This window comes from Halostagnicola sp. A56 (assembly GCF_000691505.1).
Lineage (GTDB): Archaea > Halobacteriota > Halobacteria > Halobacteriales > Natrialbaceae > Halostagnicola.
The window spans coordinates 228,697-244,775 of the sequence record NZ_JMIP02000020.1 but is presented as its reverse complement, the minus strand read 5'-3'; the positions used below and the strand labels follow the sequence as shown (position 1 = coordinate 244,775).

Below are 16,079 nucleotides of genomic sequence, written 5' to 3'. Positions count from 1 at the left end.
TACCCGCAGATCCGTTAGTGGACAGACAATGAGTCAGGAGGGCGAGCAGGAGCAATCCGACCGGAAGAAGTACGAATTCTCGTTACCTTAGTAATATTTTGTATTACTCTCTGCGCAACTAATCAGAGGGAAGGTGGTTCCCCTCGCTCGAGGGGTAGGGTGTGAGGTTGTACAATGGTGATGCAAGGGCCTTGCGCCACTCGAGGTATGTCACTCCAATTGTGCCAAGGCACTCACCGCTTGCTCGAGTGCAGCATTGGTGCGTGTGGTTGCGCTTGGTTGAGGGGTAGGCTTTGGTTCATCAAGTGATGTACTGGTTTTTGTCCCAACCGTGTTATCCGGTTGGGTGATTAAGTCGTCACAATCCTCACGACTCTCTGCCACCGTCTCAGCAAACTCACCGAAGCTACCAAGCTCAACCCAATAGCTCATACCCGGAGTTGCGTGAGTGGTGTCTGTGCCTCCTGAGAGAGTTGCACACCACTCGAGTGCGCGGGTGTCGTACAAGTCGCTTGCATCTGTCGCTACGTTCATCAAGGGTTGATTCTCTCCGGCCAATTCGTAGGGTAATGCTGTCGTTGCCCCACGGCTTTCGTCCATACCGTTTTCTACGGGTGGGTAGGTATCGGTTGAGTGGTGTTGGACGGATATATGGCAATCCGTAGCTCCCTCCACGGTATCCATATGCTTGCGCTTCAGTAAGTCGAAGTCATCGGCAGAGTGGTGTCCGGGTAGCCAAATGCCTGTATGGATGTGAGTGCGCACCGTTTTCTCCGGGTGGGTAGGATACTTCGGAGCACGTACCTCAACTGCCGCATACTCGTCAGCAAGTCGCTTGAGTAAGCGGTATCGGCATTGGTAGTAGGCTCGAGGTGTGAGGCTCTGGGTTTGCTCGAGGAGTGATGCCGTACTCTCATCGGAAGTACGTGTTACTAACACTGTGGTAAACTCGTCGTAGGAGTCCCAGAAATGCCTATCACAGTCTTTCGCTCTGGCAAAGTTCGTACGTGCCTGTTGGTGGGACCAATTGTGCTCTGGCTTGAACCAACGGGGTGCCTTCTTTTCGTTGTCGTCCGTGTATGGTACAATGTTTTGTTTTCTCTTTTTATCCAACCATTGTACAAATGAGTCAACCGTGTTATCCGGCTGGGAACAGTACTGGTGGGTTGTTCTTCGACAACTATCCTGGTGGAACAGGTCAGATGAATGCAGCCGTGTACGGAAAAACTGCGGCCGAGTCAGCTAACAAATTCATTTAAAAATGAGCACTTCCAAATCATCAGCCATGGACCGCCTTACCAACATGGCACGCGGCGAACACGTGTTTGCCGCGCTGCTGGTAACACTTGCCGTCTACATGTTCATTACAGCCTATGATTTTCCACCGGCAGCACGCCTCTTTCCACAGGCTGCGTCTGGGATCGTCATAGTTGCAGCCACGCTCCGTGTCGTGAACCACTTTATCCCTTACGAGTTTACCAAAGGTGACTCCGTCGTCCTCAGCGGTTCAGGTGACGACGAGTCGTCGATGTCGGAAGCGGAGGAAAGTGGGAAAACAGAAAACCGGACCCGAATGCTTGTCCTAGGTGCGCTCATTACGGGGTATATCCTCGGAGGCTTCGCCGTTGGACTGTTCTGGGTAACTCCGCCCTTCGCGCTCGCATATCTCGTGTACACGGGCCAGAAGTGGTGGGTGACCGCGATTATCACCGCCGCACTAACGGGGGTCGCCTATGTCTTCATCGTGCTCATGAAACTCGACCTCGTCACGGGGGGGATCTGAATGACAGATATTAGTATAGTCCTCAACGCGATCGAAATGGTGTTCTCATGGCCGGGCATTGCGCTCATCACTCTCGGCGTCATCATCGGCGTCATCGGTGGTAGTCTCCCCGGTGTCGGCGGAGCACTCACTTTGGCGATTGCAATACCGTTCACAATCCAGCTAGAGAGTGTTAACGCAATTATCTTCCTCATTGGGGCATACAACGGTGTTATGTACGGGGGAAGTATCTCCGCAATTCTATTCAACGTCCCCGGTTCTGCGTCCGCAGCAGCGACGACACTCGAGGGCTATCCGATGGCGAGAGAGGGACGTGCCGTTGATGCACTCACAATTTCTGCTGTCTCCTCGAGTATCGGTGACTTCCTCGGTGGAGTGGCCATTCTTGCGATTCTTCCCGCACTCGTCACAATCGTTCTCATGTTCGGGACTCCTGAGTACTTCTTGGTCGCAGTCCTCGGACTCGCGCTCATCATAGTCGTCTCTGAAGGAGATTTCCTACGAGATGCGATGGCAGGTGGATTCGGCGTAATGCTCGCAACTGTCGGAGTCGCGCCAATGCTCCCAACATCCCGCTATACGTTCGGCCAGCTCGGTCTGTACAACGGAATCAACTTCGTTGCAGCCCTCATTGGGATTTTTGCAGTCTCGGAGATGCTCCGCCTGAGCAAGCAGGGAGGAACGATTTCTCGCGGTGGGGACATCGACGTCGGAGGGAGCGTCCTATCTGGTATCCGGACTGTCCTCTCGAAACCTATTACGCTCATCAAGTCTTCAGTTGTGGGGCTACTTATCGGTGCAATTCCTGGTTCCGGGGGGTCTGTCTCGACGTTCGTCGCGTACGGAGAGGCAAAACGTGCCTCCGAAAATCCTGAAAAATTTGGAAACGGCGCCGAAGAAGGGATTGTTGCCACCGAGTCTTCGAACAATGCTACAGTAAGCGGATCTCTGATTCCGACACTTACGTTTGGTATCCCTGGGAGCACTACGACTGCCGTCCTTATCGGTGCGCTCATGCTCCACGGTATCCGTCCTGGTCCGGCTCTCTTCAGCTCGCAAATCAATCTCACGTACTCAATCTTTGTCTCACTCGTTGCGTGCAGCTTCATAATCCTCGCCCTTGGGCTCCTCGTAGTTCGGTGGGCAGGCTATCTCACGACGGTAAATACCTCTGTAATTATCCCCATCATCATCGTACTATCCGTTTTGGGTGCGTTCTCACTCAACTCGAATTACTTCGACGTATTCGTCGTTCTCGCATTGGGGATTATTGGATATTTCATGCAGTCATACGACTATTCCCTCGTCGCGTTCCTCTTGGGTCTCATTCTCGGCCCCATCGCAGAGGAGAACCTCGCTCGATCGCTTGACCTCAGCAACGGGAGTTTAGATATCTTCTTCGCAACGCCTCTTCGACTGTTGCTAGTCGTTGCAACTGTAGTGATCGTCGTCGGTCCATATCTTGGTCCGGTGCTGAAACAACAATTCGGTACAACTTCAGAAGTTTAGATGGATCAAAATTCTATCCAGTGCGCACTCGTTCGCGGAGGAACCAGTAAGGGCGTCGCCGTGACTCGCGACGAACTACCAGAAGATAATACGAACGCAGCTCTCCTCTCGCTGTTCGGGAGTCCCGATGAGCGTCAAATCGATGGACTCGGCGGCGGGACATCGACGACATCGAAACTGATGATTGTCGAAGAAAGTGACCGTGCCGGTATCGATATTGATTACGAGTTCGGTCAGGTTAGCGTTCGTGATTCGACCATTGACTATGGTGGAAACTGTGGTAACATGACGACTGTCGTCGGACCGTTCGCCGCGGATGAGAACATGGTTGATGTTCCTTATAACGGCGAAGCTACGGTCACGCTCTATAATAAGAACACAGAGACACGGATTGAGCAAACATTCGATATCGTGGATGATCGTGCAACCACCGTAGGTAACCATCAGATCCACGGCGTCCCCGGAACTGGTGCTAAGGTCGAAACGACGTTCTACGACCCGGCGGGCACGGCCGAAAAGGGGTTATTCCCGTTCGATGAACCGGTAACGACACTTGACGTCGATGGAGTGCCTGTCGAGATGACTGTCTTGGATGTCACGACTCCCGTCGTTTTCGTCCAGGCATCCAGCCTCAGTGTAACTGGCACGGAGTTGCCCGAGGATATTGATAACGATCCTGAGTTTCTGCACTGGATCGAGCAGATCCGTGCAACCGTGTGTGCGGAACTCGACATCGTTGATTCAGCCGAGGACGCGACCGCTGAATCGCCTGGGTTCCCGAAGGTAGCGTTCGTCGCACCACCAGCCGACTACGAAGCGACCACGGGCTACGTCAGTGAATCAGAGATTGACATCACAGCCCGAATTATGAGTATGCAGTACCTTCATCCAGTGTATGCTGTAACGGGCGCATCGTGTACTGCAGCTGCTACACTGCTCAAGGGAACGATTCCGAATCGGGTGGCCGATGTCCCTGACGGTGAAAGAGTTGTACTTGGACATCCAAAGGGGAAAATGTCGGTCAAGGCTAACGTCAATAAGGACGAAGTAGAGAGCGTAACGGTTTCACGAACACAGCGGCGCTTAATGGAAGGACGGGCGTTCTACACGCTTGAGACCAACGGCCAGTAGAACAACCACGCGACGGCGATAACACCCAACGAGAGAAAGAGTGTTACGACGCCGAATCGTGCAATATCTCTCTGTTTTAGTGGCCCCTCTTCGTACGCGAGTAGGGCAGACGTTGTGTTGAACGGTAGGAATGTTGTTCCACCAATAACGATGAGGAGTGAGAACGAGAGGTAGAGTTGGTTCACACCCAGCTCTTCCCCGATCCGAAGCGCAAAAGGAACAACAACGAGCAGCGCCGCAGACCCAGTTGAGAACACAATACGAACGCCGACTGCGACTAGAAGAAGAATACCAACGCTCGCGAACACCGGGAGAGCATTAAGCGGGATCGTCTCCAGAACCCGGTTGATGACGAGATTCACGACGCCTGTGTTTGTGAGTGCCTCAAGCAAAGAAAACATTGCTCCGACCAGAAAGAGCACGTTCCAGCTTACGTTTGCGACGGCATCTGCACGGATGATACGAATATTGGGTAATGCAAGAACGAGAACTGCCGCTGCAGCAGGGAGAATTGTAGGGACACCAAAAAAAGATCCGATGATCCAAGCGAGAACTGTCCCGGACATCACAGCGGCAACAATTCGTTGTTCACGGTTGAAACCAGTAGTGGTATTTCTGTCCTTCGGTTCTGGAATATCTGCGTAATCAAGTGGATAGAGCGCGAAAATGGAAATAGCACCGAGTTCTCGGCGACGTTCGACGGACTCCAATCGTCGACGAATCGAGTGATCAAAAACGAACGGACGATCCGTCGTCGCGGGTTAGAGCCGTTTGCTCACGTACGGGCCGTCTTGATGGTAGCCGAGTTTGTTCCGGTAGTACTCTCGAGCGCCGATCCCGGAGATGACGCTCACTTTGTCGAAGCCGGCGTCGGCGGCAAGCGATTCTGCTTGGTTCATCAATTTGCGGCCGTAGCCGCGGTGCTGGTGTTGGTCCGTCTCGCCGTCTTCGCCCATCGTGACTTCAGAGCCGTAGACGTGCAATTCCCTGATTAGCGCCGCGTTCTCGAGTTCATCCCTGACCGGGTCGTTCGGGAATCGAAGCCGGCAGAAGCCGATCAGAAGGTCCTGTTCGAAGTCCTCGAAGCTGATGAAGTGTTCGGTCCCGCCGCTCGCCTCGTAGCTCATCACGTCGAGTTCGACGCGATCGGGTTCGGCGTCGTTCATTCCCGCCTCGCGACAGCGGATACAGTCACACTCCCAGCCGTGTTCGTCCATGCGCTTGCGCGCGAGCTGTCGGAGGTTCGACTTCCAGACGCCGGCGTCGATGTAGTCCGCCGGAATGTCACGCTGGACCCGCTGGAGTCGCGTATAGCGCGGGATCATGTCCTTGATTTCGGCGACGAGTTCCGCGGCTTCCTCGTTGTCTAAGGGATCGTACTCGCCTCTGTGCCACCAGTCGTAGGTCGCCGTCCCGCGGACGATCAACGTCGGATAGATCTTCAGGTAGTCGGGCTTCCACTGTTCCTGCTCGAAGATGCGCCGGAAGTCCTCGAGACACATCTCTCTGCTCATTCCCGGCTGGCCGGGCATCATGTGAAAGCCGACCTTGAACGCCGCGTCTCGCAGGCGCTGAGCGCCGATCGGTGGACTATTTCACCAGTTTATCGAAGACTGAAACCGTTTTAATTACCTGCTAGGTGAATTATTCAGTTCAATGAACGTAATAAACGTACGGAACTACTATACGGACATTTCGGATTGATTAACAATAGAGATAGACCAATGTTAGAGTTGCTCTCGGACTTTCGGAACATAATCTTCCCCGTGTTCTTCGTCGGGTTCCTCCTCGGTACGCTCGTCCTGCTCGCGCTTTCGGATCGAGAAATACTGCCGAATCGAGAACTTGCGAGGAAGGCCTGGGTTGGAGGATTTATTCTCGTCCTCGTCGCGGTAACCGTGCTCGGATCGACGCTCATACCGATCGTCGAAATGCACAAATTCTCACACCCCAGCGAGGAACAAAACACCGCCTACGAGTTCGTCGTCGTCGATGAAGACGAAAACGAACTGTTCTACGACTACCGTGCGACGCCACCGACGACCGACAGCCGCTCCTCGACGGTCGCCTGGCGCATGGTCGACGACTACTCCGATCAGGAGCGGATGGAAACCGCGGCGTTCTATCTCTCAAATGCCAAGGAGTATCGATCTGACATCGAATCCGGATCGTATCCACCGCCGACGGACCTGATCGACCCGCCGCGGTACGTCGACGACGAACAGTGGACCGCTTCGACCCTCGAGGAGTACGGGGAGTTCGAATCCATCCGCATCTACGAACGGACGCTGACGGTAAACGAGGACGACACTGCGCTCGAATCGCATGACGAAAAACTCCTGTTGACGGTCGACGTCGACGACCGATCGATCACCGAACACGATCACTCATGAGCGCGTTCATCAACTACTTCGCCGACGATTCTCGCTCGTCTCCGATCAATCTCGCCGTCGCTCGCGTCGTGTTGGGGGCGTACCTTCTCTGGCGCGTTGTCTTTCTCGACTGGGGGTTCTATCAGGAGTGGCCGCGGGCCCTCAATACTGGTATCGACTTCCTTCACCGAGACGTGCTTCTGGCGTTGTTGCCCTACCAGCAGTGGCTCGTCGCCGGATTGCTCGTGTGCTTTATCGCTGGGTACAAGATCAAGTGGTCGGGCGGTCTCGCGAGTCTCATCTTGTTGGAGATGCTTTCGGTCAAGTCGACGATTTACCTCTCCGGTACCGTCGAGTCGCTGTTCGTCTGTTCGTATTTCGTCCTGTTCTTTGCGTTCTTCCACGACGACGATGCGATGTCTGTAGACGCGGTGATCCGGACGAAAGAGAGCTCGCTTGAGCAACTGAACCGGTTCCTCAAGGAGGGATCCGACCGATCCTACCGCATGCGGCCGTTCAAGTGGATGCTCGTCGTCGTCGGGCTCATGTATCTCGGCGCTGCGTGGGGGAAGTTACTCAACGGCTCGTTCGATATTTACCTCTCCGGTGCCGACCTCCAGCGCGATATCCTGTATAATCAGGTTGCGACCGGGATGTCCCGACCCATCGGAGAGTTCGTCGTCCAGCACGAACTCTTGGCCTGGCTCGGCTTCGTCGGGACTGCGCTCGTCCAGTCGCTGTTTATCGTCGCGGTCGTCCTCGGCGTGACGGTAACGCCGTTCGTTCTCGGCTTGATCGGCTTTCACGTCGCCGTGATGCTCACCCTGGGACTGTACTTCATCGACATGGTCGTCGTACTCTCGCTGTTTGGCGCGTGGGACGTCGCCTATCGGAAACTCGCCGCGGATCAAACGAACGCGGTCCAACTGGTCTACGACGAGCGTTGTTACTTCTGTGCGCGGAGCCTCTATTTCTTCAAACACCTCGATATCAATGATTCGGTCACGTTTTACACCCAGTCAGACGCGCCGTCCGAACTGGTCGATCGTGACGAGGTCGATCTCGAGAAGGAGATGTACCTCTTCCGCGATGGCGAGGCCCACGGCGGCTACGATGCCTTTCGTCACCTGTTCAAGCAGTTCCGGATCTTCGCGCCGATCACGCTGTTGATGGCGTTCCCACCGGTCAGGATGGTCGGCGAACGAATCTACGAGTACATCGCCGACAACCGCGACCGCCACTTCGTGTGCAGTTACGACCCGGACGAAACCTCCTGAGCAATAACCATCTCTCGTTCAGTGACTTGTGAGCTCCTCGAGAACCATCGGTCCGCACTCCCGACTCAGAGCCTGTTCGACGCAAAAACATGGACCAACTCGGAAAACATGGACCAACTCGGATTTGAACCGAAGGAAGAGGGTCCTGCTCGCTCGTTACACTCGCTGTGCGGGCTGCGACTTCCAAGGCTCAAATCCTCGTGGCAACACGAGCTTATGGCTCGCGAATTTGCTCGCCATCAGAAGTGGGCTAACTCGAATTTGAACCACCTCGAGACGTTCCGGGTCACTCACTTCGTTCGCTTCCCGGGCTGCGACTCGCATAATTCAAATCCGAGTCGGATGCCATACTCGTGACTCACGAGTTTGTTCGTCACGAGAAGTGGGCCAACTCGGATTTGAACCGAGAACCTCCACCTTATCAGAGTGGCGCTCGACCTAATTGAGCTATTGGCCCGCTTCGCATCAGTGAGTTGCGGGCAGGTACGTTTAAGCGTTTCTTTCTCTCATACCCGTGCGAACCGCTACCGAGCGTAGGGGTCGCCGTCCCCGTCGTCGTCTCGAGACTCCTCGTCTCCGAATTCGATGGTGTATTCGTCGTCTCCCCCGTCCGATTCGACCGTGTAGGAGTCGTCGTCGAGGTCGTACGTTCGACCACTGGATTCACTCGAGTCAGTCGTGGCGTTCGACGCGGTTGAACCGGTTCCCCGTCCGCCGGCATCGCCACCGTTTGGGAACCCGAACGTGTAGACGTTGCCGCTGATGAACCCGCTGGTCTTTTTGTCCGCGTAGGGAACGATCACGAACCGCTTGAGCGCCGCGCGGATCGGGATTCGGGTGATCGGGACGATGAGGAGAAAGCCGACCAGGTCGGTGACCAGTCCCGGCGTGAGCAGGAAGGCACCGGCGGCGATCAACAGACCGCCGTCGAGCAGTTCGTTCGTCGGTGGCTCTCCCTTCGCCAGCGTGCGTTGCATCTTCCCGAGCGTTCGTCGCCCTTCCGCGCGAACGAGCAACAGACCGATCAGTCCAGTCAGAACGACCAGCAGCACCATCGCGACCCACCCGAACTCGGTACGGCTAAAGACCAGCGCGAGGAGTACCGCGTCCAGAAACGGGATGAGCAACAGCGCAGAGAGCCACCGGAGCATACCCGCCACTAGGCCGTGGAGGGTCAAAACCCTTTAGTCTCACCCCTCGAGCCGAGCCGGCGTCGGATTCGAGAGCACTCCAGCGTGCGTTCCGCGTTGTCCCCGAACGGGCGTTCCGTACTGTACTCGAACGAAGGCCTTACGCACGCGACCCGCCTTCAGCCTAGCATGGACGACGTTACGCGGGTCGAGTGGCGAGCGTGGGGACAGGCGGCCTTCGACGAGGCCGAATCTGCGGACGTTCCCGTGTTGCTCTCACTGACTGCGACGTGGTGTGATCACTGCCACGAGATGGACGAGCAGACCTACGCCGAGCCGCGGATCGCGGCGAACGTCAACGACCGGTTCGTGCCGGTGCGCGTCGACGCCGACCGACGACCGCGGGTGCGCGACCGGTACAACATGGGCGGCTTTCCCTCGACGGTCTTTCTCGCGCCCGACGGCGCGATGTTGACGGGGGCGGGCTATCTCGGTCCAGACGGGATGCGGCAGGTGTTAGAGAGCGTCGGGACGATGTGGGAGTCCAAAGGCGATGATGCGAGTCGAATCCCGCGGCCGCTTCGAGAGGACGAGCCCCCTGCCGGCCGACTCTCGAGCGATGTCGAGGGGTCGATGCTCGCCCAGCTCGAGGAGAACTACGACGAGACCGCCGGCGGCTGGGGTGTCGAGCCGAAGTTTCCGCTCCCGGACGCTCTCGAGTTCGCGCTCAAGCGCGACCGCGAGATGGCGCGTCGCTCGCTCGAGGCGGTCAGCGCGAACTTATTCGACGAGTACGAGGGTGGATTCTACCGGTTCGGCGCGCAGGCAGATTGGGGCGAGATCCAACACGAGAAGCTGCTCGACTCGAACGCCGCGCTCGTCCGTGCGTTCTCGAACGCCTACCTCTACACGGGACGCGAGGAGTATCAGGACCCCGCGTCGCGGACCATCGAGTACCTCACCACGACGCTGTGGAACGGCGATGTCGACGCGTTCGCGAACAGTCAGGCTCCCGGCGAAGACGGATCCTACACCCTCGAAGCCAGCGACCGAGCGGCCGTCAACGACCCGCCCGTCGACACGGGGGTCTTCGCCGGACCGAACGGGTTGGCGATCGATGCGCTGCTCACCTACTACGCGTACACGGACGACGAGCGCGCGCGTCGCTACGCAGAGCGCGCACTCGAGACGCTTCGGACCGACCTGCTCGAAGACGGCGTCGTCGCCCACCGACTGCCCGACGAGGACACCGATTCGCTCGAGCGAACGCCGCTTCTGTTGACCCAGGCCCGCGGACTGCGGGCGATGCTCGCGAGCGCGAGTGTCCTCGGAGCGGAGACGCTCGAGGATGCGCGTGATATCGCCGAGGTCACGCTCGAGACGCTCCGAGACGGCGCTTCGTTCGTCGACGCCCCTGCCCGCGGCGCGGGACTGCTCGAGCGGTCGCTTCGCCCGCTCGATGCGAACGTCGCGCTCGCAGACGCGCTTGTCGACCTCGCGATCCTGACCGACCAGAACCGATATCGGACAGTTGCACGGGAGACGCTCGAGGATTTCGCCGGGGCGAGCGATCGGTTCGGCGTCCAGATGGCGAAGTACGGCTCCGTGGCCGCACGGCTACTCGAGGATCCGCTCGTCGTTCGGCTTGGAACGGCCGCCGGAACCGACCTCCACCGGGCCGCGTTGCGCGTCGCAGACCACGAGAAGGTGGTCGTTCCGAACGCGACGACGGACCTGGAGCGAGGAACCGCACGCGTCGAACGAGGCGACCGAGTTTCCCCTGTCGCTGAAACCCCGGAACAGTTGAGCGATCGAGTGAGGGACATACTCGAGGGATAGAGCACTCGAAACATACGAACCTGAGAGAAACCAAACTATCGTAGTGTTTATACTTCTCGAGTGGGTTTGCTATTCGTATGGCCAGTCTCAGGGACCTCGGGCTCTCGGAGTACGAGGCTCGCGCGTATCGATCGCTGTTGAATATCGGTCCGACGACGGCCAAGGAACTCTCTCGGGCCAGCGACGTCCCGATGGGCCGGATCTACGACGTTCTCAACAGTATCGAACAGTACAATCTCGTTCGAAGTCAGACTGCGAGCCGTCCGAAGAAGTACGTCGCCGTCGAACCCGCGACCGCGCTCGATCGACTACTCGACGACAAAAAGCGCGAACTCGACGAGAAGGCAGAACAGTACGAGTCGATCGTCGACGACCTCGCCGCGGAACTCGACGCAGCCGAACCCGTCGAAGAGCAGTTCTGGACCGCCTCCGTCGGCCCCGAGGAGACGATCGACCTCCTCTTGGAACGGCTCACCGCGGCGGATCAGGACATCGTGATGGTCGCCGCCGATCCCGCTCCGCGAATGGACATCCGAACCGTCGGCGACGAAGTGTTGGCACACCTCGAGGACGCGCTGGATCGGGGCGTCTCGGTCGATGTGTTGATGACGCGCGAACTGGTCGCCTCACTCTCCGAAAACGTCGGCCGGCGGTATCAGAAGACGCTCCAACAGCGGGAGGATTTCGCCGTCCGAACCAGCGACGCCGTCACCGGCTCGTTCAACATCATCGACGGCGTCGAGGTCTGTATCCAGGTGCCGAACCCGCTCGCGTCACAGGAGGTCTTCGGCATGATCGACCTGAAAGACCCCGAGTTCGCCGCCGACGTCCACGAGGAGTTTCACCCGAGTTGGGAACGGGCGACGCCGCTCGAGTTTTGAACTCGAGCCGCGAACGGCCCGTCGTTCCCACTGGCGCGCGCTGGGCCGCACCGCGAGCGACGCGAGCGGTGCGATCCGATCCCGCGTGAGGGATGAACGAGAGAACGCAGTGATCGAGTGAATCGGTTGGGGAGGACGCGGCTGTACTGGTCCTCGTTGCGAGCGGCGCTGCTTCAGGTTGTGTCCCGCAGCTTCAGGTTGTGTCCCGCAGCTTCAGGTTGTGTCCCGCAGCTTCAGGTTGTGTCCCGCAGCTTCTGATTCGCTCCGCTACTTATAGTCGTGTTCTGGATCGTGAACGCGCGTGGAAAACTGGCGAGTACAGCCCTTCGAGCCCGTTCGAAACCGCTCGAGCGGGTGGATAGCGATCGCCTGCACGATTCGGCGCTCGAATACCGAATACAGGGGTGCTCGAGCGCTACTCGCTCACCGTTCGAACCCGCCGACAGGTCGTCGTTTTAGCGCTCGAGGTCGCCGTTGACTTCCTCGCGAAGCGTCTCCATCTCGACGACGCGTTCGGCGTGGGCGTTGTGCTGGTGGATCGACTCGTCGTTGGACTGGATCATCGTGATCACGGCGTCGTCGGCGAGGTGGTCTAGCTCAGAGACCACGCCCTCGGCCATGGCTCGAACGCAGTCCTCGACGAACTTGGCGTCCGAGTGGGCCTCGTAGGTCATGTGGTCCTCGTCCGGGCGCTTGGCGAGGTTGTAGATCTTCGCGCTCATCGAATCGCGGGCGATGTCGATGATCTCGTTCAGATCGACCTCCGGATCGCCGTCGGCTTCGACCGTGACCGTCGCGTGCCCGCGTTGGGAGTGGCCCGGTTGTGGGACCTCGTCTAAGAACTCCGTAATCGTCTCCTCGGGGACCTCGAGGTCCTCGAGTTTCTGCTTCGCTCGCGCCGTGGACATCCCCTGCGAGCACGGACAGACGGTCATACCGACGACGTGGGCACCGATCTCCTCGCGGGTGCCCTCCTCGGTCGCCGTCGCCGATGCGATGATGTCGACGGTGTGCTGGGTTTCCCGATCCGAGGCGGGCGTCTGCTCGCGGCGCATGAACTCCGCCTCCATCGAGACCTCGGCTTTGGTCGTGTAGTCGTGGCGCTCGAGCAGGCGTTCGGCGGCGTCGCCACAGACGTCTTCGACGCGGTAGGCTTCCTCCCGGGTCGCCTCCTCGAGGATTTCGTCGATGACCTCCATGTTGCGGCTCATGTCCGCGCCCTTGCGCCAGGAGGGGAGGTCGACGAAGACCTCGAACTCTGCGGTGAGCACGAGCGGGCGTTTGCCGGTGCGCGCGATCTTGACAAGTTTCTCGACGCCGGTGACGCCGACCTGGTTCAGGCCGACGGTGACGTCGGGGGCCGTCGCCTGCACGTCGGGAAGCTGTTGACTCATTACCCGCATTCGGGACAGCGCGCGATTCAACCTTTCGGAAGGGACATTGGCTCGGTGGCCCGTCTGACGGCTACTTGTTCAGTGCTCCCTTTAAGTGCTTCTCGTCACAAGGTGTAGATACGAACGGCAGTCCGCACGGAGAGTCGTTCCGTGCGTTTCTTTCGGTATCGATCTCGTGTAGCCACCGCTGGCGATTCTCGAGTGCATTTTCTCCAGTGCATTCTCGGTACGGCAACTATCGCCGGTTGGTGCTCGATCACAACCGGCTCTTGATCACGGCCGTCGTCGGACGCCACTCGATCCGTTTCCGCTTCCGGCGGTTCTATACTGCTGTAGGATGCTCTTTCGACTATGCCCTACGAAACCGCTCACAAGACCGATCCCGACTCGATTCTTCCCGACGAAAGCGGCGGTATGTGGTTTCTCGCGGACGAACTCGAGACCGACGAACTCGGCATCTCGATCCTCGAGCTCGAGCCGGGCGTCAGCGGCAAAGCCCACGACGAGACCGAGACGGGCCAGGAGGAAGTGTACTACGTCGCCGACGGCTCGGTGACAGTCGATGTCGGCGAGGAGTCGGTACCCCTCGAGACGGACGAAGCGCTGCGAATCGACGCCGAGGAGCGACGACAGATCCACAACGAGGGCGACGGATCGGCGAAGCTCGTTCTCGTCGGTGCGCCCCTGTAACACCCCACACGAACGGTTCTGGGCTGCCGAGGACAACACCCTTAACCGCCGTCGTGGCCTCCGCTCGAGTGATGCCACCGGCGATCGAGACGCAGGATCTCGTCAAGGAATACGGCGAGTTACGGGCCTTACAGGGTCTGTCTCTGACAGTCGAGGAGGGGGAGTTCTTCGGACTGCTCGGTCCGAACGGCGCGGGGAAGACGACGTTCATCAACACGCTCGTCGGCCTCGTTCGCAAGAGCGGCGGGGACGTCCGCGTCTTCGGCCACGACGTCGAAACTGAGTACCAGCAGGCTCGAGACGCGATCGGGCTCGCGCCACAGGAGTTCAACGTGGACCGGTTTTTCCCCATTCGAGAGGTGTTGATGCACAAGGCCGGCTACCACGGGATTCCGAAGGACGAAGCCGAACGGCGAGCCGACGAGGTGCTCAAACGCGTCGGGATCTACGACAAGCGCGACGAGCGCTTCGACTGGCTCTCCGGCGGCATGAAACGCCGCCTCCTGCTCGCTCGAGCCCTCGTCACCGACCCGGATCTGTTGATTCTCGACGAGCCGACGGCGGGCGTCGATGTCCAGTTGCGCCACGACCTCTGGGAACTGGTCACCGAACTCAACGAGGAGGGGACGACGGTCCTCCTGACGACTCACTACATCGAGGAGGCCGAGCGCCTCTGCGATCGGGTCGCCATCCTCAACGAGGGCCAGAAAGTGACCGTCGCGACGCCGGACGAACTCAAAGAACGCGGAACGGACACGATTTCGGTCGCCCTCGAGAACCCGCCGTCGACCCCACCGTCGCTGGGTGCCTACGCTCACGACGCGTGGCTGGCCGGCGACGCACTCGAGGTTCGGGTCGACGACGGGGGAGCGACCGCCCCGCAGTTGCTAAACGATCTCGAAGCCGAGGGGTACGACATCGTCGACCTCGAGATCACCCGGACCTCGCTCGAGGAGGTGTTCGTCGACCTGACGAGACACGAGGATCGGTCTGTGACCCGCTCGGACGAAGGGGATGGCAGCGAGGACCAGCCGCCCGGCGACGAACAGTCGGGGACCGAGCGCGAGGAGGACTTCCTTGAGCAGGGGGGTGCCGTCTGATGCGGCCAGTCTCCTCAGAGGCGTGTCTGCTGTCACCGGCCGTCGTCGAAACGCACGCGCTTTCCACGGGTGATCGGCGATGAGTATAGCAAACACACAGTTGCGGACGCTGATCCAGCGCGAAGTGCTCCGGTTCGTGCGACGCCCGTACAACACCTTCCTGCCGCCGCTGATCACGAACGTCCTGTACTTCTCCGTCTTCGGCGTCATCCTCGGTAGCCGAATCGGATCGGTCGGCGACGTGACCTACATCCAGTTCGTGCTGCCCGGTCTGGTCGTGCTCGGAGCCATGTCCAACGCCTTCGAGAACGCTTCGTTCAGCATCTTCCACGGCCGGTGGAACGAGTACATTCACGAGGTCATCACCTCGCCGCTGTCACACACCCAGACGGTCGGCGGGTACGTCATCTCGAGTGCGCTTCGGGGAATCATCATCGGCGGGCTGATTGTCGCCGTCGGCTTCCTGTTCACGACGGTACCGTTCGCACACCCGCTGTACCTGCTCAGCTTCGGCGTCGTGACGACCACCCTCTTCGCCGGCCTCGGGATCATCGGCGGGCTCTGGGCCGAGGACTTCGATCATCTGACGGTCATGAACCAGTTCCTCCTCCGCCCGCTGGTGTTTTTCGGCGGGGTGTTCTACTCGTTGGACCAACTCGAGGGGCTGGCCTACACCGCGTCGCTGCTCAACCCGATGGTCTACATGGTAAACGGTGTCCGATACGGCATGATCGGCGTTACGGAGATCAACCCGAACACGTCGTTGCTCGTGCTCTCAGGGGCGGCTGTGGTCGTTCTCGCGATCGACCTGTTCCTGTTCAAGCGCGGCTATGGAATCTCCGACTGAGCCGTCTTTTCGGTGAAACCCCTCGAGTCGTTCCTTCCTAAGCAGACAGAAAATTGTAGGCGAACGCTGTCGCTACCAGTAGGACGGCAGTTGCAACAACAGCCACAATAGGGCCCGCCTCGAGAT

13 protein-coding genes, 1 tRNA gene and 1 pseudogene are annotated in these 16,079 nt (G+C 58.8%); 10 read left to right on the top strand and 5 right to left on the bottom strand.

Features of this window, described 5'->3' with window-relative positions:
* The first annotated feature begins 1,285 nt into the window (after positions 1–1,285).
* The 3 genes from EL22_RS12305 to EL22_RS12295 are packed head-to-tail and all read left to right on the top strand — an operon-like array spanning position 1,286 to position 4,423.
* A complete protein-coding gene (locus EL22_RS12305; protein WP_082146772.1) occupies positions 1,286–1,783 on the top strand; it encodes a tripartite tricarboxylate transporter TctB family protein in 498 nt (165 codons plus the stop codon).
* Positions 1,784–3,292 carry a tripartite tricarboxylate transporter permease gene (locus tag EL22_RS12300; RefSeq protein WP_050051771.1) on the top strand — a complete coding sequence of 503 codons (1,509 nt, stop codon included), beginning with the start codon at positions 1,784–1,786 and terminating at the stop codon, positions 3,290–3,292.
* On the top strand, positions 3,293–4,423 hold the full coding sequence (locus EL22_RS12295; RefSeq protein ID WP_050051770.1) for a PrpF domain-containing protein: 1,131 nt from the start codon (positions 3,293–3,295) through the stop codon (positions 4,421–4,423).
* On the opposite strand, the gene EL22_RS12290 is transcribed toward EL22_RS12295, so the two are convergent.
* Together EL22_RS12290 and EL22_RS12285 are read right to left on the bottom strand one after the other, a co-directional pair.
* Positions 4,396–5,133 carry an SLC13 family permease gene (locus tag EL22_RS12290; RefSeq protein WP_231587949.1) on the bottom strand — a complete coding sequence of 246 codons (738 nt, stop codon included), beginning with the start codon at positions 5,131–5,133 and terminating at the stop codon, positions 4,396–4,398. The genes EL22_RS12295 and EL22_RS12290 overlap by 28 nt on opposite strands.
* Before the next feature lie 51 nt (positions 5,134–5,184).
* Positions 5,185–5,997 (bottom strand): annotated as a pseudogene (locus tag EL22_RS12285) (tRNA uridine(34) 5-carboxymethylaminomethyl modification radical SAM/GNAT enzyme Elp3); the annotation flags it as partial.
* A 150-nt stretch (positions 5,998–6,147) separates the two neighbouring features.
* On the opposite strand from EL22_RS12285, the gene EL22_RS12280 reads away from it, so the two are divergent.
* Positions 6,148–6,816, top strand: coding sequence for a hypothetical protein (locus tag EL22_RS12280; protein WP_050051769.1), 669 nt, complete (start codon positions 6,148–6,150; stop codon positions 6,814–6,816).
* Positions 6,813–8,072 (top strand): thiol-disulfide oxidoreductase DCC family protein, encoded by a 1,260-nt coding sequence (locus EL22_RS12275; protein ID WP_050051768.1) that lies wholly within the window; start codon positions 6,813–6,815, stop codon positions 8,070–8,072. Before EL22_RS12280 ends, EL22_RS12275 begins: the two co-directional genes overlap by 4 nt.
* Before the next feature lie 383 nt (positions 8,073–8,455).
* Here the strand turns inward: EL22_RS12275 and EL22_RS12270 are convergent.
* Positions 8,456–8,529, bottom strand: a tRNA-Ile gene (locus EL22_RS12270).
* Between the two features lie 67 nt (positions 8,530–8,596).
* The gene (locus EL22_RS12265) at positions 8,597–9,223 is read right to left on the bottom strand and encodes an FxsA family protein (protein ID WP_050051767.1); all 627 of its coding nucleotides are present in this window, start codon (positions 9,221–9,223) and stop codon (positions 8,597–8,599) included.
* 168 nt (positions 9,224–9,391) lie between these two features.
* Here EL22_RS12265 and EL22_RS12260 point away from each other — a divergent pair, with 168 nt between their 5' ends.
* Positions 9,392–11,041, top strand: a complete 1,650-nt coding sequence (locus EL22_RS12260) for a DUF255 domain-containing protein (RefSeq protein ID WP_050051766.1) — start codon at positions 9,392–9,394, stop codon at positions 11,039–11,041.
* Between the two features lie 77 nt (positions 11,042–11,118).
* Positions 11,119–11,922, top strand: a complete 804-nt coding sequence (locus EL22_RS12255; RefSeq protein ID WP_050051765.1) for a TrmB family transcriptional regulator — start codon at positions 11,119–11,121, stop codon at positions 11,920–11,922.
* 455 nt (positions 11,923–12,377) lie between these two features.
* On the opposite strand, the gene mptA is transcribed toward EL22_RS12255, so the two are convergent.
* Positions 12,378–13,316 carry a GTP cyclohydrolase MptA gene (mptA, locus tag EL22_RS12250; protein WP_050051764.1) on the bottom strand — a complete coding sequence of 313 codons (939 nt, stop codon included), beginning with the start codon at positions 13,314–13,316 and terminating at the stop codon, positions 12,378–12,380.
* A 351-nt stretch (positions 13,317–13,667) separates the two neighbouring features.
* Between mptA and EL22_RS12245 the strand changes: the two genes are divergently transcribed.
* From EL22_RS12245 to EL22_RS12235, 3 genes are all read left to right on the top strand, one after another.
* On the top strand, positions 13,668–14,006 hold the full coding sequence (locus EL22_RS12245) for a cupin domain-containing protein (RefSeq protein ID WP_050051763.1): 339 nt from the start codon (positions 13,668–13,670) through the stop codon (positions 14,004–14,006).
* Between the two features lie 71 nt (positions 14,007–14,077).
* Positions 14,078–15,106 (top strand): ABC transporter ATP-binding protein, encoded by a 1,029-nt coding sequence (locus tag EL22_RS12240; protein WP_050051762.1) that lies wholly within the window; start codon positions 14,078–14,080, stop codon positions 15,104–15,106.
* A gap of 79 nt (positions 15,107–15,185) precedes the next feature.
* The gene (locus tag EL22_RS12235) at positions 15,186–15,953 is read left to right on the top strand and encodes an ABC transporter permease (RefSeq protein WP_050051761.1); all 768 of its coding nucleotides are present in this window, start codon (positions 15,186–15,188) and stop codon (positions 15,951–15,953) included.
* Positions 15,954–16,079 lie beyond the last annotated feature (126 nt).

What these genes read in the sequence shown, in the direction of transcription:
- EL22_RS12305 (WP_082146772.1), top strand. Translation starts at nt 1,286, where the DNA reads ATGGACCGCCTTACCAACATGGCACGCGGCGAACACGTGTTTGCCGCG.
- EL22_RS12300 (WP_050051771.1), top strand. Translation starts at nt 1,784, where the DNA reads ATGACAGATATTAGTATAGTCCTCAACGCGATCGAAATGGTGTTCTCA.
- EL22_RS12295 (WP_050051770.1), top strand. Translation starts at nt 3,293, where the DNA reads ATGGATCAAAATTCTATCCAGTGCGCACTCGTTCGCGGAGGAACCAGT.
- EL22_RS12280 (WP_050051769.1), top strand. Translation starts at nt 6,148, where the DNA reads ATGTTAGAGTTGCTCTCGGACTTTCGGAACATAATCTTCCCCGTGTTC.
- EL22_RS12275 (WP_050051768.1), top strand. Translation starts at nt 6,813, where the DNA reads ATGAGCGCGTTCATCAACTACTTCGCCGACGATTCTCGCTCGTCTCCG.
- EL22_RS12265 (WP_050051767.1), bottom strand. Translation starts at nt 9,223, where the DNA reads ATGCTCCGGTGGCTCTCTGCGCTGTTGCTCATCCCGTTTCTGGACGCG.
- EL22_RS12260 (WP_050051766.1), top strand. Translation starts at nt 9,392, where the DNA reads ATGGACGACGTTACGCGGGTCGAGTGGCGAGCGTGGGGACAGGCGGCC.
- EL22_RS12255 (WP_050051765.1), top strand. Translation starts at nt 11,119, where the DNA reads ATGGCCAGTCTCAGGGACCTCGGGCTCTCGGAGTACGAGGCTCGCGCG.
- mptA (WP_050051764.1), bottom strand. Translation starts at nt 13,316, where the DNA reads ATGAGTCAACAGCTTCCCGACGTGCAGGCGACGGCCCCCGACGTCACC.
- EL22_RS12245 (WP_050051763.1), top strand. Translation starts at nt 13,668, where the DNA reads ATGCCCTACGAAACCGCTCACAAGACCGATCCCGACTCGATTCTTCCC.
- EL22_RS12240 (WP_050051762.1), top strand. Translation starts at nt 14,078, where the DNA reads ATGCCACCGGCGATCGAGACGCAGGATCTCGTCAAGGAATACGGCGAG.
- EL22_RS12235 (WP_050051761.1), top strand. Translation starts at nt 15,186, where the DNA reads ATGAGTATAGCAAACACACAGTTGCGGACGCTGATCCAGCGCGAAGTG.